13 protein-coding genes and 1 rRNA gene are annotated in these 16,729 nt (G+C 57.5%); 11 read left to right on the forward strand and 3 right to left on the reverse strand.

The genetic code is table 11. From position 1 onward, the window contains the following. Window positions 1-490 precede the first annotated feature (490 nt). The 6 genes from proV to emrB all read left to right on the forward strand — a co-directional run bounded on the left by proV (window position 491) and on the right by emrB (window position 8,049). Window positions 491-1,687, forward strand: a complete 1,197-nt coding sequence (gene proV, locus C1Y43_RS15305; protein WP_021506469.1) for a glycine betaine/L-proline ABC transporter ATP-binding protein ProV — start codon at window positions 491-493, stop codon at window positions 1,685-1,687. Beyond that, window positions 1,684-2,871 (forward strand): glycine betaine/L-proline ABC transporter permease ProW, encoded by a 1,188-nt coding sequence (gene proW / locus C1Y43_RS15310; RefSeq protein ID WP_104188773.1) that lies wholly within the window; start codon window positions 1,684-1,686, stop codon window positions 2,869-2,871. Before proV ends, proW begins: the two co-directional genes overlap by 4 nt. A 63-nt stretch (window positions 2,872-2,934) precedes the next feature. Next, on the forward strand, window positions 2,935-3,930 hold the full coding sequence (gene proX, locus C1Y43_RS15315) for a glycine betaine/L-proline ABC transporter substrate-binding protein ProX (RefSeq protein ID WP_021506467.1): 996 nt from the start codon (window positions 2,935-2,937) through the stop codon (window positions 3,928-3,930). Between the two features lie 713 nt (window positions 3,931-4,643). Beyond that, the gene (gene mprA / locus C1Y43_RS15320; protein WP_021506466.1) at window positions 4,644-5,174 is read left to right on the forward strand and encodes a transcriptional repressor MprA; all 531 of its coding nucleotides are present in this window, start codon (window positions 4,644-4,646) and stop codon (window positions 5,172-5,174) included. A 149-nt stretch (window positions 5,175-5,323) separates the two neighbouring features. Then, a complete protein-coding gene (gene emrA / locus C1Y43_RS15325) occupies window positions 5,324-6,496 on the forward strand; it encodes a multidrug efflux MFS transporter periplasmic adaptor subunit EmrA (RefSeq protein ID WP_058770894.1) in 1,173 nt (390 codons plus the stop codon). A gap of 17 nt (window positions 6,497-6,513) precedes the next feature. Next, the gene (gene emrB, locus C1Y43_RS15330; protein ID WP_021506464.1) at window positions 6,514-8,049 is read left to right on the forward strand and encodes a multidrug efflux MFS transporter permease subunit EmrB; all 1,536 of its coding nucleotides are present in this window, start codon (window positions 6,514-6,516) and stop codon (window positions 8,047-8,049) included. Window positions 8,050-8,090: 41 nt separating this feature from the next. On the opposite strand, the gene C1Y43_RS15335 is transcribed toward emrB, so the two are convergent. After that, window positions 8,091-9,233: a tRNA/rRNA methyltransferase gene (locus tag C1Y43_RS15335; RefSeq protein WP_021506463.1), complete on the reverse strand. Its 1,143-nt coding sequence runs from the start codon at window positions 9,231-9,233 to the stop codon at window positions 8,091-8,093. Window positions 9,234-9,389: 156 nt separating this feature from the next. On the opposite strand from C1Y43_RS15335, the gene trxC reads away from it, so the two are divergent. The 5 genes from trxC (at window position 9,390) to C1Y43_RS15360 (ending at window position 15,118) form a co-directional block, all read left to right on the forward strand. After that, on the forward strand, window positions 9,390-9,809 hold the full coding sequence (trxC, locus tag C1Y43_RS15340; protein ID WP_021313847.1) for a thioredoxin TrxC: 420 nt from the start codon (window positions 9,390-9,392) through the stop codon (window positions 9,807-9,809). Between the two features lie 76 nt (window positions 9,810-9,885). Beyond that, a complete protein-coding gene (locus tag C1Y43_RS15345; RefSeq protein WP_104188775.1) occupies window positions 9,886-10,578 on the forward strand; it encodes a tRNA-uridine aminocarboxypropyltransferase in 693 nt (230 codons plus the stop codon). An 86-nt stretch (window positions 10,579-10,664) separates the two neighbouring features. Then, window positions 10,665-13,352, forward strand: a complete 2,688-nt coding sequence (locus C1Y43_RS15350) for a bifunctional acetate--CoA ligase family protein/GNAT family N-acetyltransferase (RefSeq protein WP_104188777.1) — start codon at window positions 10,665-10,667, stop codon at window positions 13,350-13,352. An 83-nt stretch (window positions 13,353-13,435) separates the two neighbouring features. Next, complete coding sequence (gene pssA / locus C1Y43_RS15355) at window positions 13,436-14,794, forward strand: CDP-diacylglycerol--serine O-phosphatidyltransferase (protein ID WP_176428114.1); 1,359 nt, start codon at window positions 13,436-13,438, stop codon at window positions 14,792-14,794. Window positions 14,795-14,797: 3 nt separating this feature from the next. Beyond that, a complete protein-coding gene (locus C1Y43_RS15360; protein WP_104188779.1) occupies window positions 14,798-15,118 on the forward strand; it encodes a YfiM family lipoprotein in 321 nt (106 codons plus the stop codon). Here the strand turns inward: C1Y43_RS15360 and C1Y43_RS15365 are convergent, their stop codons facing one another. Beyond that, a complete protein-coding gene (locus C1Y43_RS15365; protein WP_104188781.1) occupies window positions 15,119-16,420 on the reverse strand; it encodes an MFS family transporter in 1,302 nt (433 codons plus the stop codon). It lies immediately after the preceding gene. Window positions 16,421-16,631: 211 nt separating this feature from the next. After that, a 5S ribosomal RNA gene (gene rrf, locus C1Y43_RS15370) occupies window positions 16,632-16,729 on the reverse strand; the annotation flags it as partial.

Raw genomic sequence — 16,729 nt, forward strand, 5'->3', positions numbered from 1 at the left:
GCATCTGTAGGGTCGGCATTGATGCCGACCGGAACGCGCCCCAGCGGTTAGGTTGATGATACATCCACAGGGTCGGCATTTATGCCGACCAGGTTAATTTCATGCCGATTCCACCACGCTCCGACCATTCATTTTCCTTTCCAGCATTCTCGCCATCCCCCCGAAATAACGTTAATTCCGCGCGTGATTATTTTATCTATTTAGCGCCATTCATCGTCGGAATATTTCGCCTGACTAAGCGTGATTTATCCGCCTTCCGGCAATAATTCTGGCCGAAACCGGTTTAATTTCACAAAAAATTCAGAAAAAATTTACCCCGTCTCATCCCTTGCAGGCACTGGAATTAGCCACTGTCGCGCCATACGTGTCACGCCAGATATTTCCGTCAAGGGTTGTCAGATAATCTCACTATGCTAGGGTATAGGCGCTTAAATTTACGCAGGGTACAACAAGAAATAGTCAGACATTTAACCAGGAATTTCATTACTGCATGGCAATTAAACTCGAAGTAAAGAATTTATATAAGGTATTTGGCGATCATCCCGAAAAGGCATTTAAGCTGATTGAAAAAGGCGAGAGTAAAGAGAGTATTCTGGCGAAAACCGGCCTCTCACTCGGCGTCAAAAATGCCAGTCTGGCCATTGAAGAAGGCGAAATCTTTGTCATTATGGGGCTGTCCGGCTCCGGCAAGTCCACTATGGTTCGCCTTCTCAATCGTCTGATCGAGCCGACACGCGGCCAGGTGATTATTGATGGCGTCGATATTGCCAAAATATCCGACGCAGAATTGCGTGATGTGCGCAGAAATAAAATCAGCATGGTATTCCAGTCATTCGCACTGATGCCGCACATGACGGTGCTAAATAATACCGCGTTCGGCATGGAATTAGCTGGCGTGGCGCTGCAGGAGCGGCAGGAAAAAGCGCTCGACGCGCTGCGTCAGGTCGGACTGGAAAATTATGCTCACGCCTGGCCCGATGAACTCTCCGGCGGAATGCGTCAGCGTGTTGGATTAGCCCGCGCACTGGCGATTAATCCGGATATATTGCTAATGGACGAAGCCTTTTCCGCACTTGATCCCTTAATTCGCACGGAAATGCAGGATGAACTGGTAAAACTGCAGGCGAAACATCAGCGCACCATCGTGTTTATTTCCCACGATCTGGATGAAGCCATGCGTATTGGCGACCGCATCGCCATCATGCAGGGCGGCGAAGTGGTGCAGGTCGGCACGCCGGATGAAATCCTCAATAATCCGGCCAACGATTATGTGCGCACCTTCTTCCGCGGCGTGGATATCAGTCACGTCTTCAGCGCCAAAGATATCGCCCGCCGCAGCGCCGGCGCGCTGATTCGTAAGGCCGCCGGTTTCGGTCCGCGTTCGGCAATCAAACTGCTGCAGGATGAAGACCGCGAATATGGCTATGTGCTGGAGAAACAGAAATTCATCGGCGTCGTCTCCACTGACTCGCTGAAAGCGGCACTCGCCGCCGGTGAAGGGCTGGATAACGCCCTGCTCGACGCACCGCTGGCGGTTCCTGCCGATACCTCGCTCAACGATTTGCTCTCTCACGTCGCGCAGGCACCCTGTGCGGTGCCGGTGATCGGCGAAGATCAGCAGTACGTCGGTATCATTTCCAAAAGCACGCTGTTACGCGCTTTAGATCGTGAAGGAGCCCAGCCATGAGTGCACAAAACGCCAATCCATGGGAAAGCGCCAGCCAGACCAGCGCACCACCCGCCACCAGCAACGCCGCCGCCAGCAGCGATCCGTGGTCCGCGACAGGCAGTAGCACACCGGCTGACAGCAGCGCCAGCGCCGCCGATGCCTGGGGCAACGCCGCGGGCAGTACATCGGATGCCGCCAGCAGTGGTGGGCACGATGCCGTCAGCAGCGCCGCCAGCAGCAGCGACTGGCTGAGCAGCGCACCGGCCGCGGCGCCGGAGCACTTCAGCCTGCTGGATCCGTTCCACACCACGCTGATTCCGCTGGATCGCTGGGTCACCGAAGGCATCGACTGGGTAGTTACCCACTTCCGTCCGCTGTTTCAGGGCATTCGCGTGCCGGTGGATTATATCCTCAGCGCTTTCCAGCAACTGCTGATGGGACTGCCTGCGCCGGTGGCGATCGTCGTGTTTGCGCTGATTGCCTGGCAGATTGCCAGCCCGGCGATGGGCCTCGCCACGCTGATATCGCTGGTGCTGATTGGCATGATCGGCGCCTGGTCCCAGGCGATGGTGACGCTGGCGCTGGTGCTCACCGCCCTGCTGTTCTGCGTACTGATTGGCCTGCCGCTTGGCATCTGGCTGGCGCGCAGTGAGCGCGCGGCGCGCATCGTGCGGCCCCTGCTGGATGCGATGCAAACCACGCCGGCGTTCGTCTATCTGGTGCCCATCGTCATGCTGTTTGGTATCGGCAACGTGCCGGGCGTGGTGGTGACGATTATCTTTGCCCTGCCGCCGGTAGTACGTCTCACCATACTCGGTATTAAGCAGGTGCCGGCTGACCTGATCGAAGCCAGTGAATCTTTCGGTGCCAGCCCGCGCCAGATGCTGTTCAAGGTCCAGCTGCCGCTGGCGATGCCGACCATTATGGCCGGTGTCAATCAGACGCTGATGCTGGCGCTGTCGATGGTAGTCATCGCCTCGATGATTGCCGTTGGCGGTCTGGGCCAGATGGTGCTGCGCGGTATTGGCCGTCTCGATATGGGTCTCGCCAGCGTGGGCGGGGTCGGTATCGTGATCCTAGCCATCATTCTCGACCGCCTGACACAGTCAGTAGGTCGCGACAGCCGCAGCCGTGGCAGCCGCCACTGGTACAGCAGCGGGCCGCTGGGTTTGTTGCTGCGTCCATTCAGTAAAAAAGCCTGATTTCTTTGGGCGGCCCGCTGCGGTCGCCCGTCTCCGACGTCACACGTAAAATAAGGAATGACTATGCGCAAGACAGCTCTATTCGCCGCCGTCCTGACCACGGTTGCCGCGACGCACGTGTCCGCCGCCGACCTTCCGGGCAAAGGCATTACCGTTAAACCGGCTCAGAGTACCATTTCCGAAGAGACCTTTCAGACGCTGCTGGTGAGCCGCGCGCTGGAAAAGCTGGGCTACACCGTTGAGAAGCCGAGTGAAGTGGATTACAACGTGGCTTACACCACCATTGCCGGCGGTGATGCCACGTTTATCGCCACCAACTGGCAACCGCTGCATGACGACATGTATAAAGCCGCCGGCGGTGATAATAAATTTTATCGCCAGGGCACCTACGTCAGCGGTGCCGCCCAGGGTTATCTGATCGACAAGAAAACCGCCGATCAGTATCACATCACCAACATCGAGCAGCTGAAGGATCCGAAGCTGGCCAGACTGTTTGATACCAATGGCGATGGCAAAGCAGACCTGACCGGCTGTACGCCTGGCTGGGGCTGTGAGGCGGTGATTAACCATCAGATTGAAGCCTACAAACTGAGCGATACCGTGGTACACAACCAGGGTAACTACTCGGCGATGATTGCCGACACCATTACACGCTTCAAACAGGGTAAACCGATTCTCTATTACACCTGGACGCCATACTGGGTCAGCGACGTGCTGAAGCCGGGTAAAGATGTGGTGTGGCTGCAGGTGCCGTTCTCCTCACTGCCAGGCGCGCAGAGCAAAGTGGATACCAGACTGGCCAACGGCGCCAACTATGGCTTCCCGGTGAACACCATGCATATCGTGGCCAACAAAGCCTGGGCAGAGAAGAATCCGGCGGCGGCAAAACTGTTTGCAGAAATGAAGCTGCCGATTGGCGACATCAATGCCGAGAACGCCGCGATGCATGCCGGTCACGCCTCAGAAGCGGACATCAACGGCCACGTTGACGGCTGGATCAAAGCTCATCAGGCGGAATTTGATAAATGGGTTAGCGACGCCATGGCGGCGGCGAAATAAGCCCACGCGGCACCCCGTCTCAGCCACGTGGTGCCGCCATTTTCCGCCCTCCCGCCCTGTCAGTAAGCGAAGCGTGCGCTATAGCGCACTGGTACGTCCTGTTAATTAACACAACATTGAAATAATTTTTTGGGTTACTATTACCCACATATGATTATTTACCCGCTTTTCCCACCAGCTATGTCTCCTTTCCACCGCCCGCATCGGGTCGGCCGCGCCAGGATGAGTCTGCGTTATCGCTGGCATTCACCCTGCCACGTGCCGGTTATACCGCAGACGACGAACGGAATTCATCACGCCGCTGATGCTGGCGCGTTACCCGGATTAACTGGTGCCTTATCGATTAACCCATTGATTTACTCCAGCAAAGCCGGCCGGGAAAAGTGTTTAGAAAACGTAAAGATCAATGCAAAGTGGTGAGCGATACTGTTCATTAATGATTGGCTTTGTTATGGTTAGCCACACAGTTATTCACCTAAGTTATTTTTACTCGCGAAATTATTCAATCCACTGAAGGTTTCGCTTAGCGAATTGATGACGATGGCGGCTTTGTCTGCAAAGCGGCTGGTCAGGGCGCAGAGCCCAGGGTTATGGACCGACCTGGAACGCCAGGTGCTGACAGTGTGACGGTGCAAACAATCACAGGCGGAAAATATGACTACGCTTAATCTGTCACCCTCATTATTATATTTGTTGCAACTAAGAGGTTTTTAATGGAAAGCTCGTTTACTCCCATTGAGCAGATGCTAAACATCCGTGCTAATCGCCACAAAGATTTTCCGCTGCAGGAGATCATCCTGACCCGTCTGTGCATGCACATGCAGGGTAAACTGCTGGATAATCGCAACAAAATGTTGAAGGCGCAGGGAATTAACGAAACTTTATTCATGGCGCTGATTACGCTGGACGCGCAGGAAAACCAGAGCATTCAGCCTTCTGAGCTGAGCTCGGCGCTGGGTTCTTCCCGCACCAACGCGACGCGTATCGCTGATGAACTGGAAAAGCGCGGCTGGATCGAGCGTCGTGAGAGCGACAACGATCGCCGTTGCCTGCACCTGCACCTGACGGAAAAAGGTAACGAATTCTTACGTCAGCTGCTGCCACCCCAGCATCAGAGCCTGCAGTATCTGTGGTCTTCGCTGACCGATACCGAGCAGGAGCAGCTGGAAGCCATCACGCGTAAGTTGCTTAACCGTCTCGATAAAATGGACGAAGATCAGGTTATCGCTTCCCTGTCGCGTTAATAGCAAGAACTGCGACACAATCACCCACCGAAATCGCTATTTTAATCCCCTTTTATCCGGCCAGCGTTGCAAACGCTGGCTTTTTCGACTCGGGCGACCGTGTTGATGGATCAACACATCCCGACTAAATGGCAAACGTGGAGAACGACATGAGTGCGACAGCGGAAGCTCAAAGCCCGCAACAGCCCGCGAACAAAAAGAAGAAGCGCAAAGGTGCGCTGATCCTGCTGGCTATCGTGTTTATCGTGATTGGTGTGGGTTATCTGGCTTACTGGTATCTGGTGCTGCGCCACTTCCAGGAAACCGATGACGCCTACGTGGCAGGCAACCAGGTGCAGGTGATGGCCCAGGTTTCCGGCAGCGTGAATAAAGTGTGGTTCGAGGATACGGATCGGGTAAAAAAAGGCGACATTCTGGTGTCGCTGGATAAAACCGATGCGCAGCAGGCATTCGAGAAAGCGCAGACCGCGCTGGCCACCAGCGTGCGCCAGACGCACCAGCTGATGATCAATGGCAAACAGTATCAGGCCACCATCAAGCTGCAACAGACCGCGCTGGATCAGGCCGAATCCGACCTGAAACGTCGCGAGCCGCTCGGTGCCGCCAATCTGATTGGTCGCGAAGAGCTGCAGCACGCGCGTGATGCCGTGGCCACGGCGAAAGCTCAGCTGGACGTGGCGATTCAGCAGTACAACGCGAACCAGGCGATGATCCTGAATACCGACCTCGAAAACCAGCCGGCGGTGAAACAGAGCGCCGCTGAGCTGCGCGATGCCTGGCTGGCGCTGCAGCGCACCGACATCCGCAGTCCGATGGACGGTTATGTCTCGCGTCGTAGCGTGCAGGTCGGTTCACAGATCTCCACCAGCACACCGCTGCTGGCGGTGGTGCCGGCCACCAACCTGTGGGTTGACGCCAACTTTAAAGAGACGCAGCTGGCAGGCGTGCGCATCGGTCAACCCGCCACGGTCATCAGTGATATCTACGGCGATGATGTGGAGTATCACGGCAAAGTGGTTGGTCTGGATATGGGCACCGGTAGCGCCTTCTCGCTGCTGCCAGCGCAGAACGCCACCGGTAACTGGATCAAAGTGGTACAGCGCCTGCCGGTGCGTATCGAACTCGATCCGCAGCAAGTGGCGCAACATCCGCTGCGTATCGGCCTGTCCACGCTGGTGAAAGTAGATACCCAGAACAAAGATGGCGCCGCGCTGGCCAGCAATGTCCGCACCCAGGCCGCGTATGAAAGTAACGCGCTGGCAATCGACCTTGCGCCGGTTAACCAGCTGATCGCTGACATTGTCCGTGCCAACGCGCAATAACCTCGCGGGAGGCTGTTATGGCACAAAAGCCGCTTGAAGGTGCGCCGTTAGTTCTGATGACCATCGCCCTGTCGCTGGCGACGTTCATGCAGGTACTCGACTCCACCATCGCTAACGTGGCGATCCCGACCATCGCCGGTAACCTCGGGGCGTCCAACTCGCAGGGCACCTGGGTGATCACCTCGTTCGGGGTGGCGAATGCCATCTCGATCCCGATCACCGGCTGGCTGGCAAAGCGCGTTGGTGAAGTGAAGCTGTTCACCTGGTCGACCATTCTGTTCGCGCTGGCCTCATGGGCGTGCGGCATGTCCGAAAGCCTGGAGATGCTGATCTTCTTCCGCGTGATTCAGGGCGTGGTGGCCGGTCCGCTGATTCCGCTGTCGCAAAGTTTGCTGCTGAACAACTATCCGCCGGCCAAGCGCAGCGTGGCGCTGTCGCTGTGGGCGATGACGGTGATCGTTGCGCCGATCTGCGGTCCGATTCTTGGCGGCTGGATCAGTGATAACTATCACTGGGGCTGGATCTTCTTCATCAACGTGCCAATTGGCGTGGTGGTGGTGATGCTGACGCTGCAAACCCTGCGTGGGCGCGAAACCAAAACTGAGATCCGCCCGATCGATATGGTCGGTCTGGTGCTGCTGGTGGTGGGGATTGGTTCTCTGCAGGTGATGCTTGACCGCGGTAAAGAACTCGACTGGTTTGGCTCAACCGAAATCATCGTGCTGACGGTGGTCGCGGTGGTGTCGCTGGCCGTGCTGCTGGTGTGGGAGCTGACCGACGATCACCCGATTGTCGATTTGTCGCTGTTTAAGAAGCGAAATTTCACCATCGGCTGTCTGTCGATCAGTCTGGCTTACATGCTGTACTTCGGCTCGATCGTCCTGCTGCCGCAGCTGCTCCAGGAGGTATACGGCTATACCGCCACCTGGGCAGGGCTGGCATCGGCGCCGGTGGGGATCATTCCGGTGATTCTGTCGCCGATCATTGGTCGCTTCGCCCATAAGCTCGATATGCGGCGGCTGGTCACCTTTAGTTTTATCATGTACGCGGTGTGCTTCTACTGGCGTGCGTATACGTTTGAGCCGGGGATGGATTTCGGTGCCTCCGCGTGGCCGCAGTTTATCCAGGGGTTCGCGGTAGCCTGCTTCTTTATGCCGCTGACCACCATTACGCTGTCCGGCTTGCCGCCAGAGCGTATGGCGGCGGCCTCCAGCCTGTCGAACTTTGTGCGTACGCTGGCGGGTTCAATCGGAACGTCAATCACTACCACCATGTGGACAGACCGCGAATCGATGCACCACAGCTACCTGTCGGAGTCGGTTAATCCATTCAATCCGAATTCGCAGCAAATGTATGATCAGCTGCAAAGCATGGGCATGACGCAGCAGCAGGCATCGGCTTATATCGCCCAGCAAATTACTAATCAGGGCCTGATTATCTCGGCTAACGAGATCTTCTGGGCATCGGCGGGGGTGTTTTTGGTCCTGCTGGTTCTGGTGTGGTTTGCCCGTCCGCCGTTTGGCGCAGGCGGTGGCGGCGGTGGCGCGCACTGAGTGACAGAAACAAAAACGGGCCACAGCGGCCCGTTTTTTATTTATGCGTTCTGACGCCACCATTCGGCGAGCAGAATGCCGGTCGCGACCGAAACGTTGAGGCTTTCAACGTTGCCGGTACCGCCAATCGACAGGCTGATATCGCCCTGCTGGAATGCGCTGTCTGACAGACCTTCACGCTCCTGACCCAGCACCAGTACCATTTTGGCTGGCAGCGCCGCCTGCGCCAGTGGCGTACCGGCGTGGCTGGATGTGGTCACAATGGTGTAACCGGCTTTGCGGAACGCTTCCAGACCCGCAGCAAAGCTTTCGCCGCTGATTGCCTGGACGTGCTCTGCACCACCTTCAGCCGTGCGGACTGCGGCACCCGACTCCAGCAGCGAGGCATCATTGACCAGCAAACCTTTGACGCCAAAGTGCGCGCAGCTGCGCATGATACCGCCAAGGTTGTGCGGGTTGCTGACATCTTCCAGCGCCAGTACGCAGTCTTTGCTCTGCGCCTGCTGCAGCCATTCCGCCACCGGCATGCCCATGCGCTTCTTAATAATGAAGCACACGCCGCCGTGGTGTTCAGTCCCGGACGCTTTCGCCAGCTCGGCGTCGTCCACTACGTGATAGGCTTTGCGGTTTGCTGCCAGCCAGCGCAGGGTCTCGCGGAAGCGCGGCGTGACGCTTTGCACGAACCAGGCACGGACGATGCTTTCGGGACGGCTCTGGAACAGCGCCTGGCAGGCGTTTTCGCCATACACGCGCGTCTCTTCCTGACGCTGACGGCGAATCAGTTCCGGGTCGATAACCGGCTTGCTGCTGGCCGCTTCGTCACCCGCATCCGCTTCAGCGGCGACAGGCGGACGTGACACGGTGCGCCAAGGTGAATCACTGAAGCCGCGATCGTCCCGATCGCTGCGACGACCGCGCGCGCTATCGTCACGTGGACCACGCGAACGGCCAGCATCGTCACGTGGACCACGCGAACGCCCGGCATCGTCACCACGAGCGGTGCGCGGACGACCGCTCTCTTCATTATTACGGGTGCTGCGAGGACCAGAGCGACGATTCTCTTCCTGGCGCGCAGCAGGACGGCCGCCTTTGCCGGTACGGGGATTTGGCTTCTGACCGCCCTCCTCATCACGTACGTACATCACTTTTACCTTGCCGCTTTTGCCTTTAAATTCGTCGTTCATCTGTTCCTCCAGCATTGAGAGCGCGAAGATTACCTGATGTGTCGGCGCTTAGCTATCAACTATTGAACCTATTGCTTAATCCAGATTGAGCATAGCATTCAACCTTTTCATAATGTTCACCAATCCTAAGATTTACAGGTCCGGTTTGAGGTGACGATGAATACTGTATGTGCCTCCTGTCAGGCAACTAACCGCGTTCCCGAGGAACGTCTGGCCGACGGAGCCAAATGCGGTCGCTGCGGCGATGCGCTGTTTAGCGGTGAAGTGGTGAATGCCACGGCGGCCACGCTGGATAAATACCTGCAGGACGATCTGCCGGTCGTGGTCGACTTCTGGGCGCCATGGTGCGGCCCGTGCGTGAACTTCGCGCCGGTGTTTAAAGACGTCGCTGACGAGCGGCGCGGCAAAGTGCGCTTCGTGAAAGTGAACACTGAGGCGGAACCTGCGCTCAGCACCCGTTTTCGCATCCGCAGCATCCCAACCATTATGCTGTTCAAAAACGGTGAGATGGTGGACATGCTGAACGGTGCGATGCCGAAAGCGCCATTCAACGAATGGCTCGACGAATCACTCTAATCCCCCAGGGCCAGCCACGCGCTGGCCTTGTTTTTGCCCTTCTATTACACTGGCATTTTTCCCTGTCCGCGATGCTATGTCTGAAAATGCCGTCCTGCGCCTGCGTGCGCAGCGTTTAGCGCGTGCCACGCGCCCGTTTCTTGCCCGAGGCAACCGCGTGCTGCGCTGTCAGCGCTGCCTGCTGCCGCATAAAAACTGTCTGTGCGCGACCCTGCAGCCGCAACAGGCGCGCAGCCGGTTTTGCCTGGTGATGTTTGATACTGAACCAATGAAACCCAGTAATACCGGCCGGCTGATTGCCGACATTCTGCCGGAAACCCAGGCCTTTGGCTGGTCGCGCACCGAGCCCGACGCCGCGCTGCTGGCGGCGGTGCAGACGGCCGATTATCAGCCGATGGTGGTGTTTCCCGGTGCCTACGCCGATGCCGATCGCCAGGTGCTGACCACGCCACCCACCGGCGGCAAGCCCCCGCTGTTTATTATGCTCGACGGTACCTGGACCGAAGCGCGCAAAATGTTCCGCAAAAGTCCGTGGCTGGATAGCTTTCCGGTGATGTCATTGGATGTGGCGACACCGTCGCGCTACACGCTGCGCGAAGCCCATGCGCCTGGCCAGCACTGCACCGCCGAAGTGGCCGCCGCGCTGCTGGAACAGGCAGGTGACGCCCCGGCGGCGCAGGCGTTGCAGCAGCACTTTGAACGCTTTCGTCAGGCCTATCTGGCCGGCAAACCCCACCATCCGATACACGCACAAACAGACAATTTCTGAAGCTGGCTCGCAGCCTGACATCGACAAATCGGCAACCGGCGCAAAAGCGTTTACAATCATGCCAATCCCGAGAGCAGGAGCGAATGATGAGCCAACGTGGACTGGAAGCGCTGTTACGACCGAAATCAATTGCGGTGCTGGGTGCGTCGGTAAAACCGGGCCGCGCTGGCTATCTGATGATGCGCAACCTGCTGGCGGGCGGCTTTGGCGGTCCGGTGTTGCCGGTCACGCCCAAATACAAGGCGGTCAGCGGCGTGCTGGCCTGGCCGGACGTGGCCAGCCTGCCCTTCGCCCCCGATCTGGCGATTATCTGCACCCACGCCAGACGCAACCTGGAACTGTTACAGCAGCTGGGAGAAAAAGGCTGTAAAGCCTGCATTATTCTCTCCGCGCCGGCCAGCCAGCTGGAGGCGCTGAAAGCCTGTGCCAGCCAGTGGCAGATGCGCCTGCTGGGCCCCAACAGTCTGGGCCTGTTAGCCCCCTGGCAGGGGTTGAATGCCAGCTTCTCACCGGTACCGATTGCGAAAGGACGCATCGCCTTTATTTCGCAATCGGCGGCGGTGTCCAACACCATTCTCGACTGGGCGCAACAGCGCAACCTGGGCTTTTCGTGGTTTATCGCCTTAGGCGACAGCCTGGATATTGATGTCGACGACCTGCTGGATTTTCTTGCACGCGATGGCAAAACCAGCGCCATTTTGCTCTACCTGGAACACCTGAGCGACGCCCGGCGCTTCGTTTCTGCCTCGCGTAGCGCAGCGCGTAATAAACCGATTCTGGTGATCAAAAGCGGTCGCAGCCATCAGGCACAGGCGATGATCGGCACCGCCAGCGGGCTGGATGCCGCCTGGGATGCCGCCATTCAGCGCGCCGGTCTGCTGCGCGTGCAGGACACGCATGAGCTGTTTTCCGCCGTGGAGTCGCTCAGCCACATGCGTCCGCTGCGCGGTGAGCGCCTGATGATTATCAGCAACGGCGCCGCTCCGGCAGCGCTGGCGCTGGATGAACTCTATGCGCGTAACGGCAAGCTGGCGACGCTGGATGAGCCCACGCTGCAGGCGCTGGCGGCCCTGCTGCCGGAGGGCATCGGGCGCGGTAATCCGCTGGATTTGAAAGATCATGCAACGCCCGCGCTGTACGTGGCCTGCGTAACACAGCTGCTCGACAGCCATGAACTGGATGCACTGATGATCATCCATTCACCCAGCGCCGTCTCTCCGGCCAGTGAAACCGCCGCGCAGATTATTGCGGCGGTGGCCGCGCATCCGCGGGGTAAGCAGGTGACGCTGCTGACCAACTGGTGCGGCGAACACTCTTCGCAGGAAGCCCGCCGCGCATTCACCCAGGCCGGCATTCCGACCTGGCGCACGCCAGAAGGCACGGTGACGGCATTCATGCATCAGGTTGAGTACCGGCGTAACCAGAAACAGCTACGCGAAACGCCAGCGCTGCCGCTGGGCCTGACGCAAAACAGCGCCGAGGCACATCAGCTGCTACAACAGGCACTCGATAGCGGCATTACCACGCTGGATACGCACGAGGTGCAGCCCATACTGCAGGCTTACGGGCTGGCGACGCTGCCAACCTGGATCGCCAGCGATAGCCAGTCTGCCGCTAAGATTGCCGACCAGATTGGTTATCCGGTGGCGCTCAAGCTGCGCTCGCCGGATATTGCGCATAAGTCGGATGTACAGGGCGTGATGCTTTATCTGCGCAGCGCGGCAGAAGTTGAACAGGCAGCAGACGCTATCTTCGATCGCGTGCGTGAAACGCATCCGCAGGCGCGCATTGACGGTCTGCTGGTGCAAAGTATGGCGAACCGCGCCGGTGCGCAGGAGTTGCGGGTGGTGGTTGAGCATGACCCGCTGTTTGGCCCGATCATCATGCTGGGCGAAGGCGGTGTGGAGTGGCAACCGGACAAGCAGGCCGCCGTGGCGTTGCCGCCGCTGAATATGACGCTGGCGCGCTATCTGGTAATTCAGGCACTAAAGAGCGGCAAAGTGCGCAGCCGCAGTGCACTGCGACCGCTGGACATCACCGGTTTGAGTCAGCTGCTGGTGCAGGTATCAAACCTGGTGGTGGACTGTCCGGAGATTCAGCGGCTGGATATTCACCCGCTGCTGGCATCCGCCAATACCTTTACCCTGCTGGACGTGACGCTGCAGCTGGCTCCGTTTCATGGCGACAGTGAGGCGCGGCTGGCGATTCGTCCCTATCCGCACCATCTGGAAGAGCAGGTGCAGCTTAAAGATGGCCAGCGCTGCCTGTTTCGGCCGATTCTGCCGGAGGATGAACCGCAGCTACGTGCCTTCATCGCCCAGGTCACCAAAGAAGACCTTTACTATCGCTACTTCAGTGAGATCAATGAGTTTACCCACGACGATTTGGCGAACATGACGCAGATCGATTACGACCGGGAGATGGCGATTGTCGCAGTACGCCAGCATAACGGTGCTGATGAGATTATCGGCGTGACGCGCGCCATCTCCGATGCTGACAATATCGACGCAGAATTTTCGGTATTGGTGCGTTCCGACCTGAAGGGTCTGGGCATGGGCCGGCGGCTGCTGGAAAAGATGATTCGCTATACGCGCGATCACGGCCTGCAACAATTGAACGGTATCACCATGCCGCACAATACCGGCATGATTACCTTAGCGCGAAAACTCAATTTTCGTGTGAATATTCAACTGGATGATGGCATTGTCAGCCTGAATTTACCGCTGGCTGACACCGGCGACCTGGCTGTAGAGAAAGGTAAAAATCCTCCTTAACCGGCCGGTTGATGTTATTATTTACCGTTAGGATCATGATTTGATGGCAAAAGGCCATACAATGAACAGAGAAGAAGTGCACTGTGATGTTGTCTAAATTCAAACGCAATAAACACCAACAACACCTCGCACAGCTGCCTAAACTGTCACAGTCCGTGTCGGATGTGACCACGCTTTACTCGCCCGCCGAGTTTCGTGAAACCCTGCTGACGAAAATCGCCACGGCAGAAAAACGCATCTGCATCGCCGCGCTGTATCTGGAAAATGATGACGGCGGACGCAGCATCATGCAGGCGCTGTATGCAGCACGTCAGGCGCGCCCGGAACTGGATGTCAGCATTCTGGTGGACTGGCATCGTGCGCAGCGCGGCCGTATCGGTGCCGCGCGCGGCCTGACCAACGCCGACTGGTATTGCGAAATGGCGGCGCAGCATCCCGATATCGCGATTCCGGTGTATGGCATTCCGGTGAACACCCGTGAAGCGCTCGGTGTGCTGCATCTGAAAGGCTTCATCATTGACGATACCCTGCTCTACAGCGGTGCCAGCCTGAACGATGTTTATCTGCATCAGCATGACAAATACCGTTATGACCGTTATCAGCTGATCCGTAATCCGCAGCTGGCGGACACCATGTTTCAGTGGATTGGTGAGAATCTCAAACATTCTGAGGCCGTTAACCGTCTCGACCAGGCCGAACGTCCCTCCAGCCCGGAAATCAAGAATGAAACCCGCCAGTTTCGTCAGGAGCTGCGCAGCTTCAACTATCAGTTTACCGGTGATGCCGGCAACGAATCACTGGCCGTCACGCCGCTGGTCGGGCTGGGTAAACGTAGCCTGCTGAACAAAACCATCTTCCATTTAATGCCCTGCGCCGAGCGTAAGCTCACGCTGTGCACGCCTTACTTTAACCTGCCGGCCATTCTGGTGCGCAATCTGATCCAGCTGCTGCGTCAGGGCAAAGAGGTCGAGATCATCGTCGGCGATAAAACCGCCAACGATTTCTACATTCCGCCACACGAGCCGTTCAAGATTATCGGTGCGCTGCCCTATCTGTATGAAATCAACCTGCGTCGCTTCCTCAGCCGGTTGCAGTATTACGTCAACAACGGCCAGCTGACGGTGCGTTTGTGGAAAGATGGCGACAACAGCTATCACCTGAAAGGCATCTGGGTTGATGACGAGTGGATGATGATCACCGGTAATAACCTCAATCCGCGCGCCTGGCGACTCGACCTGGAAAATGCGGTGCTGATTCACGATCCGCTCAACCAGCTGGCAGAGCAGCGCGATAAGGAACTGGCGTTGATCCGTCAGCACACCACGGTGGTGAAACATTTCCGCGAGCTGGAGAGCATCTCTGATTATCCGGCAAAGGTGCGTAAGCTGATTCGTCGTCTGCGTCGCATCCGTATCGACCGCCTTATTAGCCGTCTGCTGTAGCCGATGCGTGCGCTCATCCTCTGTGCGGTATTATTGTGTAGCGGATGTGCGCATGTGGCGCAGGACAGCTGGACCGGCCAGGATAAAGCACAACACTTTTTCTCCTCTGCCGCTCTGGCTGCCGCGGGCAGTGAGATCTCTCAGCATCAACATCAGGGCCGCAGGCAAAATCTGCGCTTCGGCCTGCTCTTTTCGCTAAGCTTCGGCGTGGCCAAAGAAGCCTGGGACAGCCGCCCTGCCGGGAGCGGCTGGAGCTGGAAAGATCTTAGCTGGGATGTCGCCGGTGCGGCCAGCGGCATTGCCTTATGGAACCTGAGCCCGTAATCACAGCGCAATCCCCTTGCCTTTGCGGTGCAGCATCAGCGATACCAGAAATGCCAGCGCGCCCATTGCCGAGACATACCAGAAGAAGGTGGTTTCGATGCCGTGCTTCTTCAGTAATAGCGCCACGTACTCGGCCGAACCGCCAAAGATAGCATTAGCTACCGCATAGGAAAGCCCCACGCCAAGCGCCCGCACTTCCGGCGGGAACATCTCCGCTTTAAGGATGCCGCTGATGGCGGTGTAGAAACTGGTAATAATCAGCGCCAGCATCACCAGCACGAACGCCAGCCCGCTACTTTGCACATTCTGCAGTAACATCAAAATCGGCACGGTACAGATAGCCGCGCCAGCGCCAAAGATCATCATTGATGCCCGCCGGCCAATCTTATCTGACAGCGCGCCCACAATTGGCTGAATCAGCATGAATACCAGCAGCGCGCCGGTCATCAACGCACTGGCGCTGCGCGCATCCATACCCGCCGTGTTCACCAGATATTTCTGCATGTAGGTTGTGAAGGTATAGAAGCTCAGCGATCCGCCAGCGGTAAAGCCAAGCACCATCAGGAAGGCGCGCGAATGGTTACGCAGCAGGCCAAGGATGCTGCCGGCATCGCGATGTTCCCGGTGCTTTTTCTCGGAGGTTTCATTCAGTGAGCGACGCAACCACAGAGCGACCACTGCCAGAACCGCGCCAAGAAAGAACGGGATACGCCAGCCCCAGCTGCGCAGCGCTTCATCACTGAGGATTTGTTGCAGTACCACGACTGTCAGCACGGCTAACAGCTGACCGCCAATCAGGGTGACGTACTGGAACGACGCGTAGAAGCCTTTGCGCCCTTCCAGTGCCACCTCACTCATGTAGGTAGCGCTGGTACCATATTCACCGCCCACCGATAAGCCCTGAAACATGCGTGCCAGTAGCAAAATCACCGGCGCCGCAATGCCGATTTCGCCGTAGCCGGGTAAACAGGCAATGACCAGCGAACCAAAACACATCATGCATACCGAGATCAGCATCGAACTTTTTCGGCCGTGACGGTCCGCGATGTAGCCGAATAGCCAGCCACCGATAGGACGCATTAAGAAGCCCGCCGCAAACACGCCGGCCGTTTGCAGCAGCTGGGTAGTGGTGTCGCCGGCCGGGAAAAATACATGGGCAAAATAGAGCGAAAAGAACGAGTAGACGTAGAAATCAAACCATTCGACCAGATTGCCGGACGACGCGCCGACAATGGCCCAGATGCGTTTTTTACTGACGGCTGCCGCTTCCGGCTGGGCCGATTTTTGTTGTAAGTCGGTCATCTTTTACCTCATTTCCTTGCGAAGAACATCGCTAAAGCAATGAGTAAAGCATCTGAGAGCAGCGCGGGGGAATCAGAGCCCGTTCAGGATGACAAAATGTGACAGAGCTGGAGTTTTAAGGAGAGATTTTGCAGAGGATTAAGTGGATTTGGCGATCGCCAGACGTAAAAAAGCCCCGGACACTCGTCCGGGGCTTCTTTACTGGTTTGATGCCTGGCAGTTCCCTACTCTCGCATGGGGAGGCCCCACACTACCATCGGCGCTACGGCGTTTCACTTCTGAGTTCGGCATGGGGTCAGGTGGGACCAC

Origin of the sequence: Pantoea sp. ICBG 828 (assembly GCF_002928355.1) — a bacterium.
Lineage (GTDB): Bacteria > Pseudomonadota > Gammaproteobacteria > Enterobacterales > Enterobacteriaceae > Pantoea > Pantoea dispersa.

Coding starts and splice junctions, on each gene's coding strand:
- proV (WP_021506469.1), top strand. CDS start 491: ATGGCAATTAAACTCGAAGTAAAGAATTTATATAAGGTATTTGGCGAT.
- proW (WP_104188773.1), top strand. CDS start 1,684: ATGAGTGCACAAAACGCCAATCCATGGGAAAGCGCCAGCCAGACCAGC.
- proX (WP_021506467.1), top strand. CDS start 2,935: ATGCGCAAGACAGCTCTATTCGCCGCCGTCCTGACCACGGTTGCCGCG.
- mprA (WP_021506466.1), top strand. CDS start 4,644: ATGGAAAGCTCGTTTACTCCCATTGAGCAGATGCTAAACATCCGTGCT.
- emrA (WP_058770894.1), top strand. CDS start 5,324: ATGAGTGCGACAGCGGAAGCTCAAAGCCCGCAACAGCCCGCGAACAAA.
- emrB (WP_021506464.1), top strand. CDS start 6,514: ATGGCACAAAAGCCGCTTGAAGGTGCGCCGTTAGTTCTGATGACCATC.
- C1Y43_RS15335 (WP_021506463.1), bottom strand. CDS start 9,233: ATGAACGACGAATTTAAAGGCAAAAGCGGCAAGGTAAAAGTGATGTAC.
- trxC (WP_021313847.1), top strand. CDS start 9,390: ATGAATACTGTATGTGCCTCCTGTCAGGCAACTAACCGCGTTCCCGAG.
- C1Y43_RS15345 (WP_104188775.1), top strand. CDS start 9,886: ATGTCTGAAAATGCCGTCCTGCGCCTGCGTGCGCAGCGTTTAGCGCGT.
- C1Y43_RS15350 (WP_104188777.1), top strand. CDS start 10,665: ATGAGCCAACGTGGACTGGAAGCGCTGTTACGACCGAAATCAATTGCG.
- C1Y43_RS15360 (WP_104188779.1), top strand. CDS start 14,798: ATGCGTGCGCTCATCCTCTGTGCGGTATTATTGTGTAGCGGATGTGCG.
- C1Y43_RS15365 (WP_104188781.1), bottom strand. CDS start 16,420: ATGACCGACTTACAACAAAAATCGGCCCAGCCGGAAGCGGCAGCCGTC.